At 55.9% G+C, this 17,620-nt stretch carries 15 protein-coding genes and 1 pseudogene; 7 read left to right on the top strand and 9 right to left on the bottom strand.

The annotated features are described in order from the left end of the window. Positions 1–34: 34 nt before the first annotated feature. Positions 35–1,684, top strand: coding sequence for an acetolactate synthase large subunit (locus TX82_RS04695; RefSeq protein WP_005007610.1), 1,650 nt, complete (start codon positions 35–37; stop codon positions 1,682–1,684). A gap of 65 nt (positions 1,685–1,749) precedes the next feature. Here TX82_RS04695 and TX82_RS04690 read toward each other — a convergent pair whose 3' ends face one another. From TX82_RS04690 to TX82_RS15655, 3 genes are all read right to left on the bottom strand, one after another. Continuing rightward, complete coding sequence (locus TX82_RS04690) at positions 1,750–1,944, bottom strand: hypothetical protein (protein WP_005007609.1); 195 nt, start codon at positions 1,942–1,944, stop codon at positions 1,750–1,752. Positions 1,945–2,248: 304 nt separating this feature from the next. Next, entirely contained in the window at positions 2,249–2,449 is a 201-nt protein-coding gene (locus TX82_RS04685; RefSeq protein WP_005007608.1) for a hypothetical protein, read from the bottom strand. A 66-nt stretch (positions 2,450–2,515) separates the two neighbouring features. Further along, a complete protein-coding gene (locus TX82_RS15655) occupies positions 2,516–5,380 on the bottom strand; it encodes a cbb3-type cytochrome c oxidase subunit I (RefSeq protein ID WP_005007607.1) in 2,865 nt (954 codons plus the stop codon). A 417-nt stretch (positions 5,381–5,797) separates the two neighbouring features. On the opposite strand from TX82_RS15655, the gene TX82_RS04675 reads away from it, so the two are divergent. After that, a complete protein-coding gene (locus TX82_RS04675) occupies positions 5,798–6,274 on the top strand; it encodes a hypothetical protein (protein WP_005007606.1) in 477 nt (158 codons plus the stop codon). Positions 6,275–6,309: 35 nt separating this feature from the next. After that, positions 6,310–6,525: a dodecin family protein gene (locus TX82_RS04670; protein WP_042251887.1), complete on the top strand. Its 216-nt coding sequence runs from the start codon at positions 6,310–6,312 to the stop codon at positions 6,523–6,525. A 75-nt stretch (positions 6,526–6,600) separates the two neighbouring features. Here the strand turns inward: TX82_RS04670 and TX82_RS04665 are convergent, their stop codons facing one another. From TX82_RS04665 to TX82_RS04655, 3 genes are all read right to left on the bottom strand, one after another. After that, positions 6,601–7,851, bottom strand: coding sequence for a TerC/Alx family metal homeostasis membrane protein (locus TX82_RS04665; protein WP_005007604.1), 1,251 nt, complete (start codon positions 7,849–7,851; stop codon positions 6,601–6,603). Positions 7,852–8,000: 149 nt separating this feature from the next. Continuing rightward, entirely contained in the window at positions 8,001–8,198 is a 198-nt protein-coding gene (locus TX82_RS04660) for a hypothetical protein (protein ID WP_005007600.1), read from the bottom strand. 51 nt (positions 8,199–8,249) lie between these two features. Then, positions 8,250–8,969 carry a tetratricopeptide repeat protein gene (locus TX82_RS04655; protein ID WP_187291910.1) on the bottom strand — a complete coding sequence of 240 codons (720 nt, stop codon included), beginning with the start codon at positions 8,967–8,969 and terminating at the stop codon, positions 8,250–8,252. Between the two features lie 249 nt (positions 8,970–9,218). Here TX82_RS04655 and nhaA point away from each other — a divergent pair, with 249 nt between their 5' ends. Beyond that, positions 9,219–10,439, top strand: a complete 1,221-nt coding sequence (gene nhaA / locus TX82_RS04650; protein ID WP_005007594.1) for a Na+/H+ antiporter NhaA — start codon at positions 9,219–9,221, stop codon at positions 10,437–10,439. A gap of 9 nt (positions 10,440–10,448) precedes the next feature. On the opposite strand, the gene TX82_RS04645 is transcribed toward nhaA, so the two are convergent. Next, on the bottom strand, positions 10,449–12,146 hold the full coding sequence (locus TX82_RS04645) for a sensor domain-containing protein (RefSeq protein ID WP_052338191.1): 1,698 nt from the start codon (positions 12,144–12,146) through the stop codon (positions 10,449–10,451). Between the two features lie 205 nt (positions 12,147–12,351). Beyond that, positions 12,352–14,086, bottom strand: a pseudogene (locus tag TX82_RS17145) (OPT family oligopeptide transporter). 198 nt (positions 14,087–14,284) lie between these two features. Between TX82_RS17145 and TX82_RS04635 the strand changes: the two are divergent. Further along, complete coding sequence (locus TX82_RS04635) at positions 14,285–14,614, top strand: YnfA family protein (RefSeq protein WP_005007588.1); 330 nt, start codon at positions 14,285–14,287, stop codon at positions 14,612–14,614. Positions 14,615–14,644: 30 nt separating this feature from the next. Further along, entirely contained in the window at positions 14,645–15,493 is an 849-nt protein-coding gene (locus TX82_RS04630) for a chlorite dismutase family protein (RefSeq protein ID WP_005007586.1), read from the top strand. Positions 15,494–15,514: 21 nt separating this feature from the next. Here TX82_RS04630 and TX82_RS04625 read toward each other — a convergent pair whose 3' ends face one another. Beyond that, positions 15,515–15,856, bottom strand: coding sequence for a tetratricopeptide repeat protein (locus TX82_RS04625; RefSeq protein WP_005007583.1), 342 nt, complete (start codon positions 15,854–15,856; stop codon positions 15,515–15,517). A 318-nt stretch (positions 15,857–16,174) separates the two neighbouring features. Between TX82_RS04625 and TX82_RS04620 the strand changes: the two genes are divergently transcribed. Then, positions 16,175–17,164, top strand: coding sequence for an amidoligase family protein (locus TX82_RS04620; RefSeq protein WP_005007581.1), 990 nt, complete (start codon positions 16,175–16,177; stop codon positions 17,162–17,164). Positions 17,165–17,620 lie beyond the last annotated feature (456 nt).

Genomic DNA, 17,620 nt, shown 5'->3' with positions numbered 1-17,620 from the left:
CCGACAAACGGAGGCCACCCCAAGGAGGCCGTTCATGAAAGCATCCGATCTGTTTGTACGTTCTCTCGAACAGGAAGGCGTTGAAGCCATCTTCGGTGTGCCCGGCGAAGAAACGCTGAACTTGATGGAATCCCTGCGTCATTCCAATATCCAGTTCATCCTCACCCGCCATGAGCAGGCGGCGGGATTCATGGCCGCCACCTATGGCCGGCTGACCGGCCGGGTGGGTGTTTGCCTGTCGACGCTCGGACCCGGTGTGACCAATTTGGTGACCGCCGGGGCGTACGCCCAACTGGGCGCGATGCCCATGCTCATGATCTCCGGCCAGAAACCGATCAAGAAAAGCAAGCAGGGAAGGTTCCAGATCGTCGACGCCATCGCCATGATGCGACCGCTGACCAAGTCAACAAGGCAGGTGGTGCATGGCAACAGCATTCCCGTCATCGTGCGCGAGTCGGTGCGGCTGGCGCAGGAGGAACGCCCGGGCGCGGTGCACATCGAACTGCCGGAAGACATCGCCGAAGAGGAGTGCGCCTCCCAGCCGTATCCGGTCCAGGCCGTGCGCCGGCCTCATGCGGATGAACTCGCCATCGAGCAGGCCGCCGGAATGCTCATGCAGGCGAAACGGCCTTTGGTGCTCATCGGCGCGGGCGCCAACCGGTACCGAACCAGCCAGGCGCTCAAGCAATTCGTCGACCACACGGGCATCTATTTTTTCAACACGCAGATGGGCAAGGGCGTGGTGGACGAGAGGCACCCGAAATTTCTCGGCACCGCCGCGCTTTCACATAAAGACTATTTGCATTGCGCCATCGAGCAGGCCGACCTCATCCTCAATGTCGGCCACGACGTTATCGAAAAACCGCCGTTTTTCATGCACGCCAGCGGCGCCACCCAGGTCATCCACGTCAATTTCTTTTCATCCAACGTGGACGAGGTGTATTTTCCGCAACTCGACGTGGTGGGCGACATCGCCGACAGCATCGAGCGTCTGCGCGAACAGGTGAGCCCCGCCGCGCACTGGGATTTCAGTTTTTTTGAAAAGGTGAAGCAGGAGCTGGAACAGCACATCGAGGAAAAAGCCGCTCAACAGCGGTTTCCCGTCGGACCGGAATACCTGGTCGGGGAGATTCGCCACATCATGCCGGATGACGGCATCCTGGCGCTCGACAACGGCTTGTACAAAATCTGGTTCGCGCGCAACTACAAGGCATACGGACTCAACACCCTGCTGCTCGATAACGCGCTGGCCAGCATGGGCGCGGGACTGCCTTCGGCCATGGCGGCGCGCATGGTGTTTCCGGATCGCAAGGTGATGGCCATTTGCGGTGACGGCGGCTTCATGATGAACGCACAGGAACTGGAAACCGCCGTGCGGCTGAAGCTGGACCTGGTGGTCGTCGTATTGTGCGACAACGCGTACGGCATGATCAAATGGAAGCAGACCGGACTCGGCTTTCCCGCGTTCGGCATGGATTACACCAACCCCGACTTCTGCCAATTCGCTGAAGCGCACGGCGCCACCGGACACCGGGTGAAGCGGGCGGAAGAGTTGTCGAAGGTGTTGAAGGAATGCCTGGATACGCCGGGCCTCCATCTGGTGGAGGTGCCGATTGATTATTCCGAGGATGAAAAGGACCTGATCGAGGAGATCAAAACCAAAACCGCGGCATTGCAGAAATGACCTCCGCGGGAAAACACGGCACCGTCATGAAAACGTTTGGACGGTGCCGGACCCCACCGGCGGATTCAGGCTTTTTTGCGGGTTTTCGTCGTTTTTGTCCGGACCGCTTTGGCCGGAGCTTTCTGCGCTTTGGCGGGTTTGTTGTTTTTGCGGAACATGGACGGCTTTTCGATCAACTGCGCCGAGCGTTTCCGCAGGGAGTTCACTGAGATCACTTTCTTCAGGTTTCCTGAGCTGTCAAATACCTTCACTTCATGCATGGACCGATATCCTTATGGGTGCGGCAGAAAGGGGCTGGGAGGGGGAGCGAGGCGCAAAAAAAGCCATCGTCTTGGATGGCCGGCTCTCAAGCCTTTGATTTAAAAGGCATTCCATTTTTACCGGGACTCCGGGGACACACCACCTTCTGCCTGTGTCAAACCATCTAACCTCTGTTTTGTTCCTTATTATAACACAGGCTTTCACCCATTTGGAGGCCATTTGCCGGGCTTAAATTGGTTGCCCAATATGGCAAGTGAAACCGAACTGGGCACGCACCCGGTCCCCGGCCGGGGAATTCGGGCATCACCCCAAGGGCGGGGTCCAGTAGGTCCATAAATAGTACCCGCTCCAGACAAGCAGGCCGACACACACCAGGATCAGCCAAACGGGGACATATCCGTGCCGCTCACGGATGCCTGCGGTCTGGTAGGTGTACTCCGAATCGGAACCGTGTGTGCTTTCGGTGGTCTGCCGGCTGGTTTGTACGGTTTTATTTTCCATCATCAACGTCTCCCACTGTCTCTACAAACTGAAAATAAATTTCGGTCCGCCCCCGTGACCCGGAAGAAATCAACCGCCCAGCTTTGTGTCATTGGTGTCGGTCAATTCCACCACCTTCTCCTGCAGCCGGCCCTGATTTGCGGCGTTGGACAACATCGCCCAGATGTTCCGGCGAGCGTCCTCCAGCGCCTCGGGGTCCACCCCGACCGCCAGCAACCGGTCTTCATAGGATTGAACGCGCAGGGACTGAACGAAATGCACGATGTCCCACACCTGCTTGGCATTGAGTGCCCCCTGAAACGCGGGCATGGGATCGCCACCGACCCCGTTCATGATGGTGCGGAACAGGTGACGGCTGTCGTGTCCCAGCTTCACACCGCCTTCCTCCCCGGCGGGCAGAGTGAAATTGGCGGGCTGGATGGGAAATCCCCACGCGTCATTCAGCACCCCGGCGAGCGGTCCGTTGCCCAGTCCCTCGGCGCCGTGGCAGGACTGGCAGTTCTTGACATATAACTGGCCACCGTTATCTATGGACGCCAGCGTGACCGGTGTTTCCCTCGGGACAGCGATGGGGTCCTTGACCTCTTCCTTCTCCCAGCGGTCGGAAAAGGTTTTGATGTACTGGATGACCGCCAGCCGTTCGTTCTGTGTCAGGTTGTGCCAGGGCGGCATGCTCGTTCCCCACAACCCGTGCGTGATGGTTTTGAACAGGTCGCCGTCCGTGGGCAGGGCATCCTGACCGGGTGTGGAGTGGAACTTGAAAATTCCCTGCGTGAAATCGCGCGGTTTGGGATCGAGGAATTTTGCCGAGGGGCCGTTTCCATCGCCTTCGTCCCCATGGCAGCCGGAACAGCGATGGTCATAAATCTTTTTACCCAAAGGCAGAAGGTCTTTTTGAATGTGACTGCCGGGGTTCACGCTCGCACCGACGGACAGGTTGGTGGAGACGAAGTTCTCCCGCCAGTCGCCGATGGCCGTCCCCAGCCGCTGGATGTAGGCGACCAGCGCCTTACCGTCTTCATTCAGTTTCGGCGCTTCGCCTTCATCTTCCGCCTTCTCAAATAACCACGGGAAGCGGGGCATGATGGAATCCTTCTTCACCGCCTGCGGATCCCAGTGATGCGCCGCGTGCCAGCCGTCACTGTAACGCCGGCCGACGCGCGCGAGATCGGGACCGATGCGCCGCGTACTGAACAGGTGCGGCAGGTCGTGAACGTACTCTCCGTTCTGGGATACCGGACCCCAGCGGAAATTCTCTCCCGTCACCGGGCGCACGTATTGCGAATGGCAGTACCAGCATCCTTCGCGGATGTACACCTCCCTTCCGCGTTCTTCCAGAGGCGTGTAGGACGGCACGTTGATCTTCGTATCGGCCACCACATCGGTCACCTGCGCGCGCTGTTGTTTGCTGGTCACGTACGGCGCGATTCCCTGAGTGCCGACGGCGAGGCCGAACAGGAAGATGCCCGCACCGACCACGACGCCGGACGGCGTCTCCAGCCAGTTGCCGCCTTTCTGGAGCGGGGCCATCGGCACTTTTTCACCAGTCTGCTCGATGGCGGCCATGGATTCCACGGCGACACCCGTCTGTGCGCTTTTATAAAAGTTGATCAACATGAACAGAATGGCGATGTCCATGGCGAGACCGCCCAGCGTGCGCGCCACCCACCAGGGTTTCATTTCGTTGACGGTATCGACGAAGTTCGCGCCGTGCTCCAGCATGGAACCCTGCACGAAGCCCTGCGCCGTGAGGCCGACCGCCATCACGCTGAACCCGCCTATGGTGAGCCACAAATGCCAGCTCGCCAGCTTCGCGCTCCACAGCTGTTTTCCGGTGAGTCGCGGCCAGACGTAATACATGCCGCCAACCACCCACACCACCATCGAACCGAACACGGTGAGGTGCGAATGTGCGATGACGAAATCGTTGAAGTGTGTCAGTTCCTGCATGCGGCGGAGTGCTTCGACCGATCCCTGGAAGCAGCCGAACAGGTAATACACCGCACCCAGGATGAGAAACTTGCCGGCGTAGGCATCGGCGTCCGTGCCGCCCAGCACCTGCCCCCACCTTCCGCGTACGGTTCCGAAAAAATTCACGATCACCGTCCACACCGGAATGATCAACAGCATGCTGGTGACGATGGAAATGGTCTGCGTCCAATAAGGGATGGGGCTGAACAGGTAATGATGCGTGCCAACAAAGGGATAAAACAGCGCCAGAGACCAGAATCCCAACAGCGACAGCTTATGGCTGAACAGCGACTGCTTGGCGGCAAGCGGCAGGAAGTAATAGATGATGGCGAGCCCCGCGGGCGTCAGCCACAAACCCACAATGTAATGGATATACAGACCGTGCATGGCGGCGCTGTCCACACCGGTGAAGGGTCCGTACGGCAGCACGACATTGCCGAGCACGAGATTGAACACGGTCCACACGAAGGCGGCGGTGATGTACCAGAGCGAAACATAAAACCGCGGCTCCCGGCGTTGAAACACCGTGCCCAGCACCTGCACCGTCACCATACCAAGCACAAAGAAGCGAAGCAGGTTGAACGGCCAGGTGAACTCTCCGGCTTCGAACCCCATGTTGTGGCCGAGCAGAAACGATCCGGTACCGAGTATGAGAAACGCGTTCCATAACCACAACAGCCAGTGCCCCCACTCCTCTCTGTAAATACGGCGCCCGCAAAGGCGGGGCACGGCGTAATACATGAGCGCGATGAACAGGGTTGAAAACGCCCCAAAGATCACTCCGTTCACGTGGACGGGCCGCATGCGGCCGAAAGTGAACCAGGCTGTCTCGCCCAGAAATTCCGGGTTGTGGAATTTGATCGAAACAAAAACCCCGATGAAGGGGAATATCGTGAGCCAGATCAGGCCCCACCAGCCCCAGGACCTCACCAGAGGTTTGTTGACAAGTTGGTCGCTATCCATAACACCGATCCCTTTCGTTGAAACAACCCGCTTTTTCAACTATTACCAGGAAAAAGACAATTGCGTCATACAAACAACTTAAGTCCCCACTGGAAAACCCGTCAACCGGTGCCGGATCAAAAATACCGGAGCGCTTTCCGGCATTTCAGGCCACCACTTTTCGTAAAGGCCCGAAAATAAAGGTTGTTCCAAGATACCGGCAAAGCTCACACAAAATGTAATGCGCCGTCGCCTTCGCATTGAAAATTTTTTATTGGGAGCCTGAACGGGCCTTACGACCTGCTCCCGGGAAGAGTCGAAAATTTCTTTAATCCTGCATCAAGATTTTGTGGAATTTTCAAACAAAAGAATCGATTTTAATAGAAAGGAATCTTAATAAGAAAAGACATGAACTAATTTCCGGAAAAGGAGGCTTTCATGAAAAACTGGAAACTGACTGCGGCCCTTGTATTTTCTTCCCTGCTGATTGGATTCTCCGGATGCGGCCTGTTGCATGGAAAGAAAACCGTCACCCTGGAAGAAGTTCCCGAACCGGCCCGAAGCGTCATCCAAACCCACACTTCCGGAAATGTCATAGAATCCATCAAGGTAAAACACAAGGAAGGTCAGCATCTTTACATTACCCATTACAGAACCGGCGGAGAGATTGCGGAGCTCAAGGTAACGGAGAAAGGTACGGTCAAGGAATGGGAGCAAGGTGTCAAACTGGAAGACCTTCCTGACCCGGTTCGGGCCACCGTCACCCGACTGACCGACCGTACGGAAGTTAAAGAGCTGGTCAAGGAAATCGAGAATGGGAACATGTTTTACGAAGTGGAATTCGTTAAAGACGGCAAGGAAAACGAAGTCAAGATTGCCGAAGACGGCAGCATTCTGGAATGGGAAACGGAATGAAGCCGGTTTATTGGCCCTAACCTGGGAGGTCAATGATGCCGAACAGCGTTTACAAAATCATCGAACTGATTGGAACGAGTGAAAATTCCTGGGAGGACGCCGCCAAAAAAGCGGTGGACACCGCAAGTCACAGCCTGGAAGATCTTCGGGTGGCGGAGATCGAGAAACTCGACATGAAAATCGAGAATGGCAAGGTGACGGCTTACCGGGCGAAAGTAGCCCTTTCTTTCAAATACCACGGGAAAGGCTGACCGTTTCTTTCAACCATTCACACTACGGCGGAACAAAAAGTACGAAAACCGGTCCTTTCCAGGGACCGGTTTTTTTTATGGTTCGCGCGGATTGTTTTTAAACTTTTCCTTCAGGCCGGGCGGGAGGTTAACCGGAAGATCTTTGAAGCGTTTTTTGATTTTTTTCAGCAGCCAGCGCGCCCAGGCAAACTCCATTGCGAGGATGGCCAGGCCCGCGGGAATCACTACCAGCGCCGGGCCCGGCGTGAAGATAAGCACCACACCGAACAGCAGAACAGTAACACCCACAACAAAAACGACGAGTCGACGGCCTCCTTGTTGCGTCAACCGCGCCACGGTCCGCACACCCTCCGAGATCGGTATGAACATCCGTGTTTCCCCTCCCCGCGTATCTGCATAAGAAGCCAGCGCACCCAGACTTAAAATGCCGACAATTACCGCCAGAGACACTTCAACTGGAATATGAATGTGGTGGGTGAGGATCATCTTGATGCCGATAAAACCAAGAATGAACATCAGGCAGATATTGAGATAACGGAACCGCACCACGGCTGCCTCCACCGCAAAGTACATCGACCGCAATCCGAGGATGGCAAAGATGTTCGACGTGTACACTAAAAAGGTATCCTGTGTGATGGACAGAATGGCGGGTATTGAATGGACCGCAAAAACCACATCGGAGGATTCCACCAGTATGTGAGCGATAAACAAGGGCGTGGCCACCCACCGCCCGTCCTGCCGAACGAAAAATCTTTCCTTCTGAAATTGCATGGTGACGGGAATCATCGCCCTCACGGCTCGCACGAACAGGTTGCGGTCCGGGTCGATGCTCCCTCCTTCAGACAAAGGCATGCGGGCGGCTGTGATGATGAGAAGGCCGCCGAATACGTAAAACATCCAGTCAAACCGGTTGAGCAGGGTGACGCCCAGTCCGATCATCACGCCGCGCAGGACCACCGCAAGCAGAATGCCCCAGAACAGCACGCGGTGCTGGTATTTTAGTGGAACCTGGAAATACTGGAATATGAGAAGAAAAACAAATATGTTGTCGACGCTGAGGGATTTTTCGACGAGGTAACTGGTAAAAAACTTGAACGCCGCCTTGCGCCCGCTGTGTCCTTCCATGAGTGGCGTTGCACCAAAGAGCTGGTATTCATACATGAAATAGATGAACACGTTGAATGCAAGGGCCAGCACCACCCAGAATGCCACCCATGCCAAGGCTTCCTTGACCGGCATTTCTCGGCTTTTGCGGTGAATGACTCCCAGATCCAGCGCCAGCAGGAACAGAACCATCACAACAAATCCAATCCAGATACCTGTCATGCTCCCCTCACTTCAATTAATAAGTGGTCCATTCTGAGACTCAGTCTAACGTTCCGCCGCCGCTGCAGGACAATAAAAAAGAGCCGGTCCACCGGACCGGCTCTGTATATACAGATAACAGGCGCCAACGATACAATCGCGGACCTGGATCAAATTCTTTGCAGCAACTCCAATGTAACAGCCACGGCCAGAGCCAAGGCAAGAATGATTCCAAAACCACGGGCCATCATGACATGGATGTTGCCGGCTGGAAACATCTCGCCACAGTTGGAACACCTGACCGACCAGTTGGTGATCGGTGCGTTGCATTCACAACACGTCGTCTTGTCCACAATGCCCTGAATCATTAAAAACACCTCCTAAATGAATTTCAAAAACGGGCGTGGCGGGTACGTAATTTAATTTACCGACTGCCACGCGTCCATTTTGTTCTGCGCGGTACGGATCTGGTTGGCGCTCATCAGTCGCTCCAGTTTATCGCGCAGGAGAACCATATCGTTGTAGTCCTTGTCGGCCGGACGCGATGTTTTGACGGCAAGGTTCACCCACATGTGGGCCAGGACCAAATCCTGAGGCACACCCTGGCCTTTGTAGTACAGGTCGGCCAGCATGAACTGGGCCTGCGGCATGCCCTGGTTGGCTGCCTGCTGATACCAGTACGCGGCTTTTGCGTAATTCTGGATCACGCCCTGCGACAATTCGTACATCGCACCCAGACGATACTGCGCTGTGGCGTTCCCCTTCCGGGCAGCAAGCTCGAACCATTTGAAGGCGCGCCGAAAGTCTTTAGGTACGCCGTCGCCTTCAAAGTACATCTTGCCCAGATGAAAACGAGCTTCCGCACTGCCCTGCTGCGCAGCCTTCAGGTACCAGTGGCGGGCAAGCGTGTGGTCCTGTTCGACACCCAGGCCATTGCGGTATAGATGCGCAATCTGTGTCTGAGCCCGCATGTGACCTTCCTCCGCCAACGGCTTCAGGATGTCATGGGCTTTTGGGTAATCGTTGAAATTCAGAAACTGGATGCCTTCCTGGTAGCGGCCTTCCGTTGCGCCCGCCAGCATAAGAGAGACCACCAGCAGTCCCATGATGGAAAAACATTTTTTTTGTATGCAATGCACGAGGAAAACCTCCTTTCCATTCGTCATTCCCTGTTGGAACTAAAAATAAAATGAATGTTCAATTTGTCAAACCCATGACAGGATTTGTTTTAAGAATCAAATTCAAAATCGCTGAACTTTCCCTTCCATGAGGGGTTTTATCTGTAAAAAAAAATCTGGTTCCGATTATTCATTGGACGCCCCTTCGAAAAAAGACGTTCGGCGTCTATAATCTTAAAGTAGCTATTCGCTCTTAAGGGAAACGGATTCGTGTCCATTAAAAAGCATTGGAAACAGTTTATTGAATGGGAAGCGCACGAAGGGGTTCTGTTGTGTCTGGCGGCCATCTTCGCCATTGGTCTGGCAAATTCGCCTTTTCACGTTTCCTACAACAACTTTATTGAAACATTGGTGGAAATCCGCGTTGGCGATCTGGTGGTTTCAAAACCCCTTCGCATCTGGGTGAACGATGGTTTGATGGCGGTTTTTTTTCTGTTGATTGGGTTGGAGATCAAACGCGAAACCTTGGGCGAAGGGCATGGAGCCCCATCGCAGTTCCTGTTTCCCGCCGTTGCCGCGGCCGGTGGCATGGCGGTGCCGGGAATGCTTTACGCCTGGGTCAACTGGGACCACCCCATCGCCCTGAAAGGCTGGGCCATCCCCGCGGCGACCGACATCGCCTTCGCGCTGGGCGTCCTCAGCCTTTTTGGCAATCGGGTTTCTTCCGATCTGAAAATGTTTCTTTTGTCGCTGGCGGTTCTTGACGACCTGGGGGCGATCGTCATCATCGCTCTGTTTTATACTGGAAACCTTTCCCTCTCCAATATCCTGTTGGCCGCCGCAACTTTTTCAATCCTGGTTCTCTTCAACCGGGCGGGGATTCTTCGCCTTTGGCCTTACATGATCGTCGGCTCCCTGCTTTGGCTGTTTCTGCTCAAGTCCGGAGTGCATGCCACTCTGGCGGGTGTGATGATCGCGTTCACCATTCCCCAGAACATCAAACAGAAAAACCGCACCCCTCCCAGTCTCTACCTGGAGCGGACGCTGGAACCCGGTGTGAATTATTTCATCCTGCTGCTGTTCGCGTTTGTCAATTCGGGACTGCCTCTTCAGGGACTCGGACCCGACAGCCTGCTCCGGCCGGTCACACTGGGAATCCTTGCGGGTCTGATTGTCGGCAAGCCGCTGGGCATCGTCAGCTTCAGCTGGGTGGCAACCCGGATGGGCTTGATTTCCCTTCCGGGAAAAGTAACCTGGCCGCAGATACTGGGCGTATCATTTCTTTGTGGAATCGGATTCACCATGAGCCTGTTTATCGGGTCGCTGGCGTTCGCATTGGGAGGGCTGGATGACAGGAGCGATGTTCGGTTGGGGATTCTGACAGGATCGCTTGTTTCGGGACTGATCGGAGCTGCGCTGTTGAACGGGGTCCTCAAGCGGAAGGGTAAGAACGGTTCCGGCCTTGTTGACCGGTTAAAGAAAATCCTATGAAGGGCGGATTCAGTTTTTCATATCCTGCATCATGATCTGCGTCATGCCATCGGCGGGAACGGGCGGGGAGTAATAATAACCCTGGTATTTGTCGCAACCCATGTCGCGCAGGATGTCGAATTGTTCCTGCGTCTCGACGCCTTCCGCGATGGTTTCGATGTTCAGCGATTTTGCCATGGTGACGATGGCCTGCACAATCGCCCTGTTGGTCGGATTGATGACTTCATTGATAAACGACTGGTCGATTTTCAGCACGCCCGGCGTGATTGTTTTGATGTAGCTGAGGGACGAGTACCCGGTACCAAAGTCGTCGATCGATACCGTCACTCCCATGTTGCGGAACTCGTCGATGATTTTCATTCCCTTGTCCGGGTTTTCGAGAAACGTGCTTTCCGTAAGTTCCACCTCCAACGTGTTCGATTTCATTTCCAGGTTATGGAGCAATAACGAAATATTCTGGGCCAGGCCCTCCTGCTGGAACTGACAGGCCGAAAGGTTCACCGCGATGCGCGGATTGCCCAGTCCCATCGTCTGCCATTTCTTGTTCTGGGAGCAGGCCTGTGATAACACCCATTCGCCGATGTCGAGGATCAGTCCCGTCTCCTCCGCCAGCGGAATGAACGTCGAGGGCGGAACCCAACCCAGTTGCGGGTGCCGCCAGCGGATCAACGCCTCCGTGCTGGTCAGACGGCCGTTCTGAAAATCGATTTGCGGCTGGTAAAACACTTCGAATTCGTTCTGCTTGAGCCCGCGGCGAATGGACCCCGCCAGTTCCATGCGCGAACTGGCCTTTTCCTCCATGCGGGGATCGAAAAAGAAATAGGTGTTCTTGCCCGAACGCTTGGCCTGTGACATGGCGATCTCCGCATTTTTTATGAGACTGGGAGCCGTGACTCCGTCGTGCGGGTACAGCGCAATCCCGATTGAACCGGTGACCATGATTTCCTTATCCATACACGGAAACGGCTTGGTAAAAGCTGCAAGCAGTTGTTGCCCGATGTGCATGGCATCGGCTTTCTGGATCTGCGGCACAATCAGGCCGAAACGATCCCCGTTCAGGCGTGCAAGGGAATTGTCTTCAGGCAATGTGTTGCTGATACGGTGTGACACCTGAGTCAGGACACGATTGCTCATCTCCTCACCGTACGTGTCATTGACGGATCGAAACCCATCCAGATCCACCAGCATCAGGGCCAGCAGTTCTCGGTGCCGCTGCGAATGCGCCAGCGCCTGGATCAGCCGGTCGCAGAACAATTCGCGGTTCGGCAGGCCGGTGAGGGAATCGTAATAGGCAAGGTGCTTGATGGTCTCCTCCGCTTTTTTCTTCTCAGACAGGTCCTGGACCACAAACATCAGACCCGGCTCCGTTCCCTGTTCCAGTTGTGCCATTTTCAAGCTGAGGGGGACCAGCGAACCGGTGCGTCCGATTCCGCGAATCTCGCAAGTGCCTGTTTGCAAGGAGGGAAATTCCGGGTCCTCGTCTTCATAACTGAACTGCATGTCCCAGAAATCCATCGTGGGGGTGGCGAACAGGGACCGGATGTTGCGACCCGAAAGCTCCGAGGAGGAAAAATCCAGCAATTGCTGAACCGTAAAATTGGTCCACAGGATAAACCCCTTTGCATCGGTCAATATCACCCCTTCCACCAGGTTTTCCATGATGGCGACCATCTGCGGAATTTGCGCAAATCCGGAAGGAAATGTCATGCAATTTCTCTTTAAGGGTTCATAAATAACGATCCGACTGTTTCTGCTTGAGTATCTGGAGTTGGGGAGCAGGAGCATACGAGCAACCTTCTTAACGGTTTGAGTTTTCAATATATTAGTAAAATTGTACTTATAGGATAACAGATAATGATAATCATTTTCAAGTAAAGCTTATTAATAATTTGTTTGAATCCGATACTTATTTTCAGGTGGATATCAATTGAATGAGGGCGTGCGCCACCCCGGCCAGGCTTTCCCCCGCAACGAGGCCGGCCGCCAGCACCACCAGAAACCGACGGTGCCATTCGGGAACCCGGCGGGCGAGTCCCCACGAAAGCAGTCCCCCTATAAACATGGAAAGGGAAATCCACGGGGGAATGATAAAAGCCAGCCCCAGGCTGGCCGCGCTCGGCAACCATCGGCGGAAGTCCGCTGGAAGAAATCGTTCGCCAAAAGCCAGTATCAAACCGGCCCCTCCGGCCACCGCCATAGCCGGGACCGATCCCGCAGGAAGTGCTCCCAGCCCCTGCTGAAACACTTCCGCCACCGCTTTCCATGTGGCCACCGCGGGAGCGGGCCATTCGGCGGTGAGCAACATGGCCTGCGGATCGGGGATGAGAAACAGGTAGGCGGCCGTGCCTGCCAGCGATCCGGTCAGGATGCCGAACACCTGCGCGACGCTCTGCAGTCGTGGCGAGGCGTGAATCAACAAACCGGTTTTCAGGTCGTGAAGAAGATCGGAACACTGACCCGCCGCGCCGCCGGTGACATTCGCCGACATCAGGTTGGTGGTGGCATTTGCGGGAGACAGCACGCCGAAGGTCAACTGTGTCACTTTGCCCAGCGCGCCAATGGGAGGGATGCCGGTTTCACCACTCACCCGAGCGGATACGATCGCCAGAAAAAATGTTAGCACCACTGCCACTGCCGCCATCCACGGAGTGATGTCGAACAGCGCCACCTGCACAACCACAACCAGTCCCATCGCAAGCACCAGCCCCACCCGGAAACCACGCCAGGTCTCGCCCCGGGGCCATGTCGCCGATTTCCTCCGCCACCTGTTTCTCCTTCCGATTTTGCAGGGCCCGAACGGAAGCGATGGCAAAGGAGGTCAGCGATGCGGTCACCATGAGCGTCACCCCCGGCCACAGCAACCACGGTACCATGTCGGCGAACCAGAAGGCATCGGCCTCATTCGCACCGGGGATGGCCCACCCCCGGGAAAGCGCCCACGGCCCCAGCACCCCCCAGGCCAGCACCGCCCCCAGAAGCAGGGACAACCCAACGCGCAACCCGACGATCGCCCCGAACCCGACCATCAGCAGGGATGGATCGAACACAAAACCGAGGTTCTTCAATGTGACCTGCTGGTAACCTGCCGTCTTGAGGGCGCCCGAGGCGGACCAGCCGAACGGCGCGGGCAACCCGACGCGGCCGACCAGGGAGGTGGTGGTCTCCAGCACTTTCACCACCGCGGCCACAACCGCGCTCGCCGTCAGCATTTGAAGGCGCACGGTCGCTTCTTTTCCGTGCGAATAAATGTCGCGCAAAACCTCCGCCGTCGCCACCCCGGCGGGGAAGGGAAGTTTTTCCGCCAGCAGCATCTGCCGCCTCAGTCCGACCGCCATGACCAGACCGAGCGCACTGATGGCGAACGTCCACACTGCAAGCACGCTCCACGCTAGCCGCTCGCCGGTCAACAGCGCCAGTGCCGGAATGGGCGCGACCAGCCCGGCGGACACGATCGACGCCCCCGCCGAAGCGGCGGTCTGGTTGATGTTGTTTTCGTAAATACCCCATGGTCGGGAGCCCGTCACCTTTTCACCGAACCTCCAGAAGGCGAGGCTCAGCAGGACGGCGGTGATGGACATGTTGAACGACCAGCCGATCTTCAATCCGCTGTACACATTGCAGGGAACCAGCAAAGCCCCCAGGGTCATGCCTGTGAGAACCGCACGCACGGTCAGCTGTGGGGTTTCGGGGGTGGGATGGAATTCATTCTGGAATGAAGCCATTTCTCATTCTAAATGAAAACCCGGTTTGGGCCCAAACCCGTGTATTGGTATCATGGAAACCGGTCCCTTTAACAACACGTTGACCCCTTGAAGGTGGTACTGCAAAGAAGGCGGTGAGACATCATGCACGCGTTAGGGTATTACATCACGGCGGCGGTGGCGGAGATCGGTGGCTGTTTCGCTTTCTGGGCGTGGTTGCGTCTCGACCGCAGTGCGCTTTGGACGATTCCCGGCCTGCTGTCACTGATCGCCTTCGCCCTCCTGCTCACGCGCATCGAAAGTGCCTTCGCCGGGCGTGCCTACGCCGCATACGGCGGGGTGTACATCGCCGCTTCGTTGTTGTGGCTGTGGTTCATCGAAGGCCAGCGCCCGGACCGGTGGGATGTCCTGGGCGCCCTGGTGTGCCTGGCCGGGGCGGCCCTGATCCTGTTCGGACCCCGTCCTTCCATTTAATTTTTCGTATTTTTCTTTTCCGGAGGCCATATGTCTTTTCGTTGTCACAAAATGCGGGTTGTCTTCACTCTGCTGATTGTTCTGCTTGCACCATCTGCCGCGCAGGCGGCGCAAGGTCAGTGGGGTGGATTCATTTACCTGTTTCCCGAAAGCGGGGCGGAATTGACGGAAGAATGGAAACGGGATCTCACCGGGCTCACCGGACAGGCGGCCAGTCCATTCGCCAACGATTTTCTTCCTGCGCAATCAGGGCCGGAAAACATTCTCTACATCAAAACCAGTCGCTACACACGGTACGGCAAGCCGATCACGCCCGCACCGCTGGGCGTGATCCGTGTTGAATCCATGGACCGGGAGAAGATCGAACGCTTTTACCAGGCGCTTCGCGAAGCCGCCGGACACCGGCTGGATTTGAAAATCATCTACGGCGTCACATCGGAGTTGCGCTACACCGACGCCGAGACGCTGGAACGGTTGCAACAGAACGCGCCGCAACGCGGCTCCGGTTTCGAACAACCCAATGCCGTGGTGTTTCCACTTTCCAAAACGAAAGAATGGTGGGGAATGACCCAGGAAAAACGCGAATCGTTTTTCTTTCAGCATCCGGACCTCTACGGTAAAGAGCATCTGGGTCACAACGCAATCGGCTTCCGCTACATACAAAAAATTTTCCGCAAGCTGTACCAGTCGCGTTTCATCAACGACGAGTCGGACTTTGTTACCTACTTTGAATACGCCGACCGCGACCGCGGAGCGTTCGATGCCCTGTTGGAGGGATTGCGGGACACGGCACTCAACCCGGAATGGAAATTCGTGGAGGAAGGGCCCATCGTCTACGGCACGCGGGTTCAGGGACTGGGTGAACTTTTGAAAAACTGATGGGGGGCACGGAGCCGCACTTCACCCCTCCCCTTGCATGTATTGCAGGTAAAACGGCGATTGCAAAATTTCCGGATTTTCACGCGCATACTTTTTTGCGAGCTTCAGCGAATCCCGCACCTTGTTTTTCTGTCCCATCATGTGGCGGCAGAGCGCGATGTTGAAATGGATTTCGCCCGCGTGCGGGTCGGCCGCCTTTGCCTGTAGAAACGCAATCACCGCCTCGCTGTAGTTGCCCTTGTGAAAATAGTCGGTGCCGCGCTCGTTGAACATGAACGACGAAGGCTCGGCTCCCGCCGGTAAAATCAGCGGCTGTGCAGGCGGTTTTTCGCACCCGGCCAGAAGAAAAAAACCAGCATGCATACCGTAACGGCGGACGCAGGATGTTTATGTGCCATGAATCGTTTTCCGAAGAACCAGTTCTATCTGGGAAAAAGTACATTATATAGACGTAAACCCATTTTTCCAGCCCGCAAATCAGAACTCACTCCGGGGCCGGCCATGTTAATCCGGGAACATCCGGCGCGGCTTCGGCCCAAACTGGCAGGAAAAACCAGACCCTGACTTTTTACAGCCTCTGGTTCCCGTATTATAATAATGGCACCGGTGTTTTTAGAAACCTTCCTTTCCTTTCGCTTCTATCCGTTTCGTGAAAGGCGAAGACCCTGAACGGAGGCAGCCATGAAAAACGAGTACCGCATGCCCCCGAAACCGCGGAATGCAAAAGGCAAGATGCGTACGGTAGGAATCGAGCTGGAATTCGCCGCGGAAGACGGCCGCCAGTTGGCCGAACTCGTACAACGCATTTACCCGGGAACCATCGACCGCATCGACCCCCACCTGTTCAAAATCCGCGACACGACCCTGGGCACGTTCACCATCGAGCTCGACACCCAGTACGTCCACTGGGAGCGGCCGAACAAGGAGGAGGTCCCCCTCATCGACGAACTGCTGCCGCAGGAATTGTTCGATGACATCCTTGAGGCGGTGGGCGATGTCATGAAACACGTCGTCCCGTACGAACTGGTGACGCCCCCCATCCCCCTCGACCGTATTGGGGAACTCGACGAGTTGGTCGCGGAACTGCGCAAGCTCAAGGTGAAAGGAACCGACGAGGGCGTTTTCTACGCGTTCGGCATGCACCTGAACCCGGAAGTGGCCGTTCAGGATTGCACGTGGATCCTGAACGTGCTTCGCGCTTACCTGCTTCTCGCCGAATGGCTGCACGAGCAGATGGGCATCGACCTCGCGCGCAAACTGTCGCCCTACATCCGCGCGTTCCAGGAACCCTACATACTGAAAATCCTTGACCCGGAATACCAGCCCGATGACGAAGCATTCATACGCGATTACGTGAAATTCAACGACACGCGCAATCGCGAGCTGGATTTGTTTCCCCTGCTCTCTCACATCAACGAAGACCTGATGCAACAACTGGTCACCGATGAATTGACCAAACCCCGTCCCACCTTTCATTTTCGCTTGCCCGACTGCCGCCTGAACGATCCCGCGTGGTCCATCGCACACCACTGGAACCTGTGGGTGAAAGTAGAAGAACTGGCAGAAGATACCGCGCGGCTGAAGGAAATGAGCCGCGCCTACATCGAACATGCGGGCAAGCTGTTCAAAGGCAAGTGGGCGGAAAAAGTTCCCGCCTTTCTCAAAACCTGAATAGCGCCGGACGCCGACCCTTTTTTCGAAATTTTCCGGTTAACGTTTTGATTGCCGGGGGTGGGGTGATTTGGAATCGGAAGAAGCTGGAAGAAGAGGGCGCCGTTCCCACGGGAGGGGTAAGCCTGTTTTGAGAAAGTGGAAACGACCCCCTCTTTCCAGACGCGACCGGCGGGGGAAGACGGCCCGCCGGGCCGCGCAAGAACCAATGCGTTTGAATCTACTGCAACAAACCAAGGGAGGTTTGCATTCAAGCCGGGTCAAGGACCAGGAGCTGGGAATGGCCGAGGAACCATCAACCTTTCCTTAACTCCCAACCCCAGTCGGGAATCACAGCCCCCGGTCCCTCCTCACACGGACCCGGTAACGCGTTGAACTGAGGTTTCAAAATGCAGCTAAATGGATGCCTGAAGTCCTTCAGCTATGATTTTGAAAATCATTATCATAATCATAACA

It is taken from the genome of Nitrospina gracilis 3/211 (assembly GCF_000341545.2).
Taxonomy (GTDB): domain Bacteria; phylum Nitrospinota; class Nitrospinia; order Nitrospinales; family Nitrospinaceae; genus Nitrospina; species Nitrospina gracilis.
The sequence above is the reverse complement of the archived record's forward strand: the minus strand, read 5'-3'. Positions and strand labels throughout refer to the sequence as shown.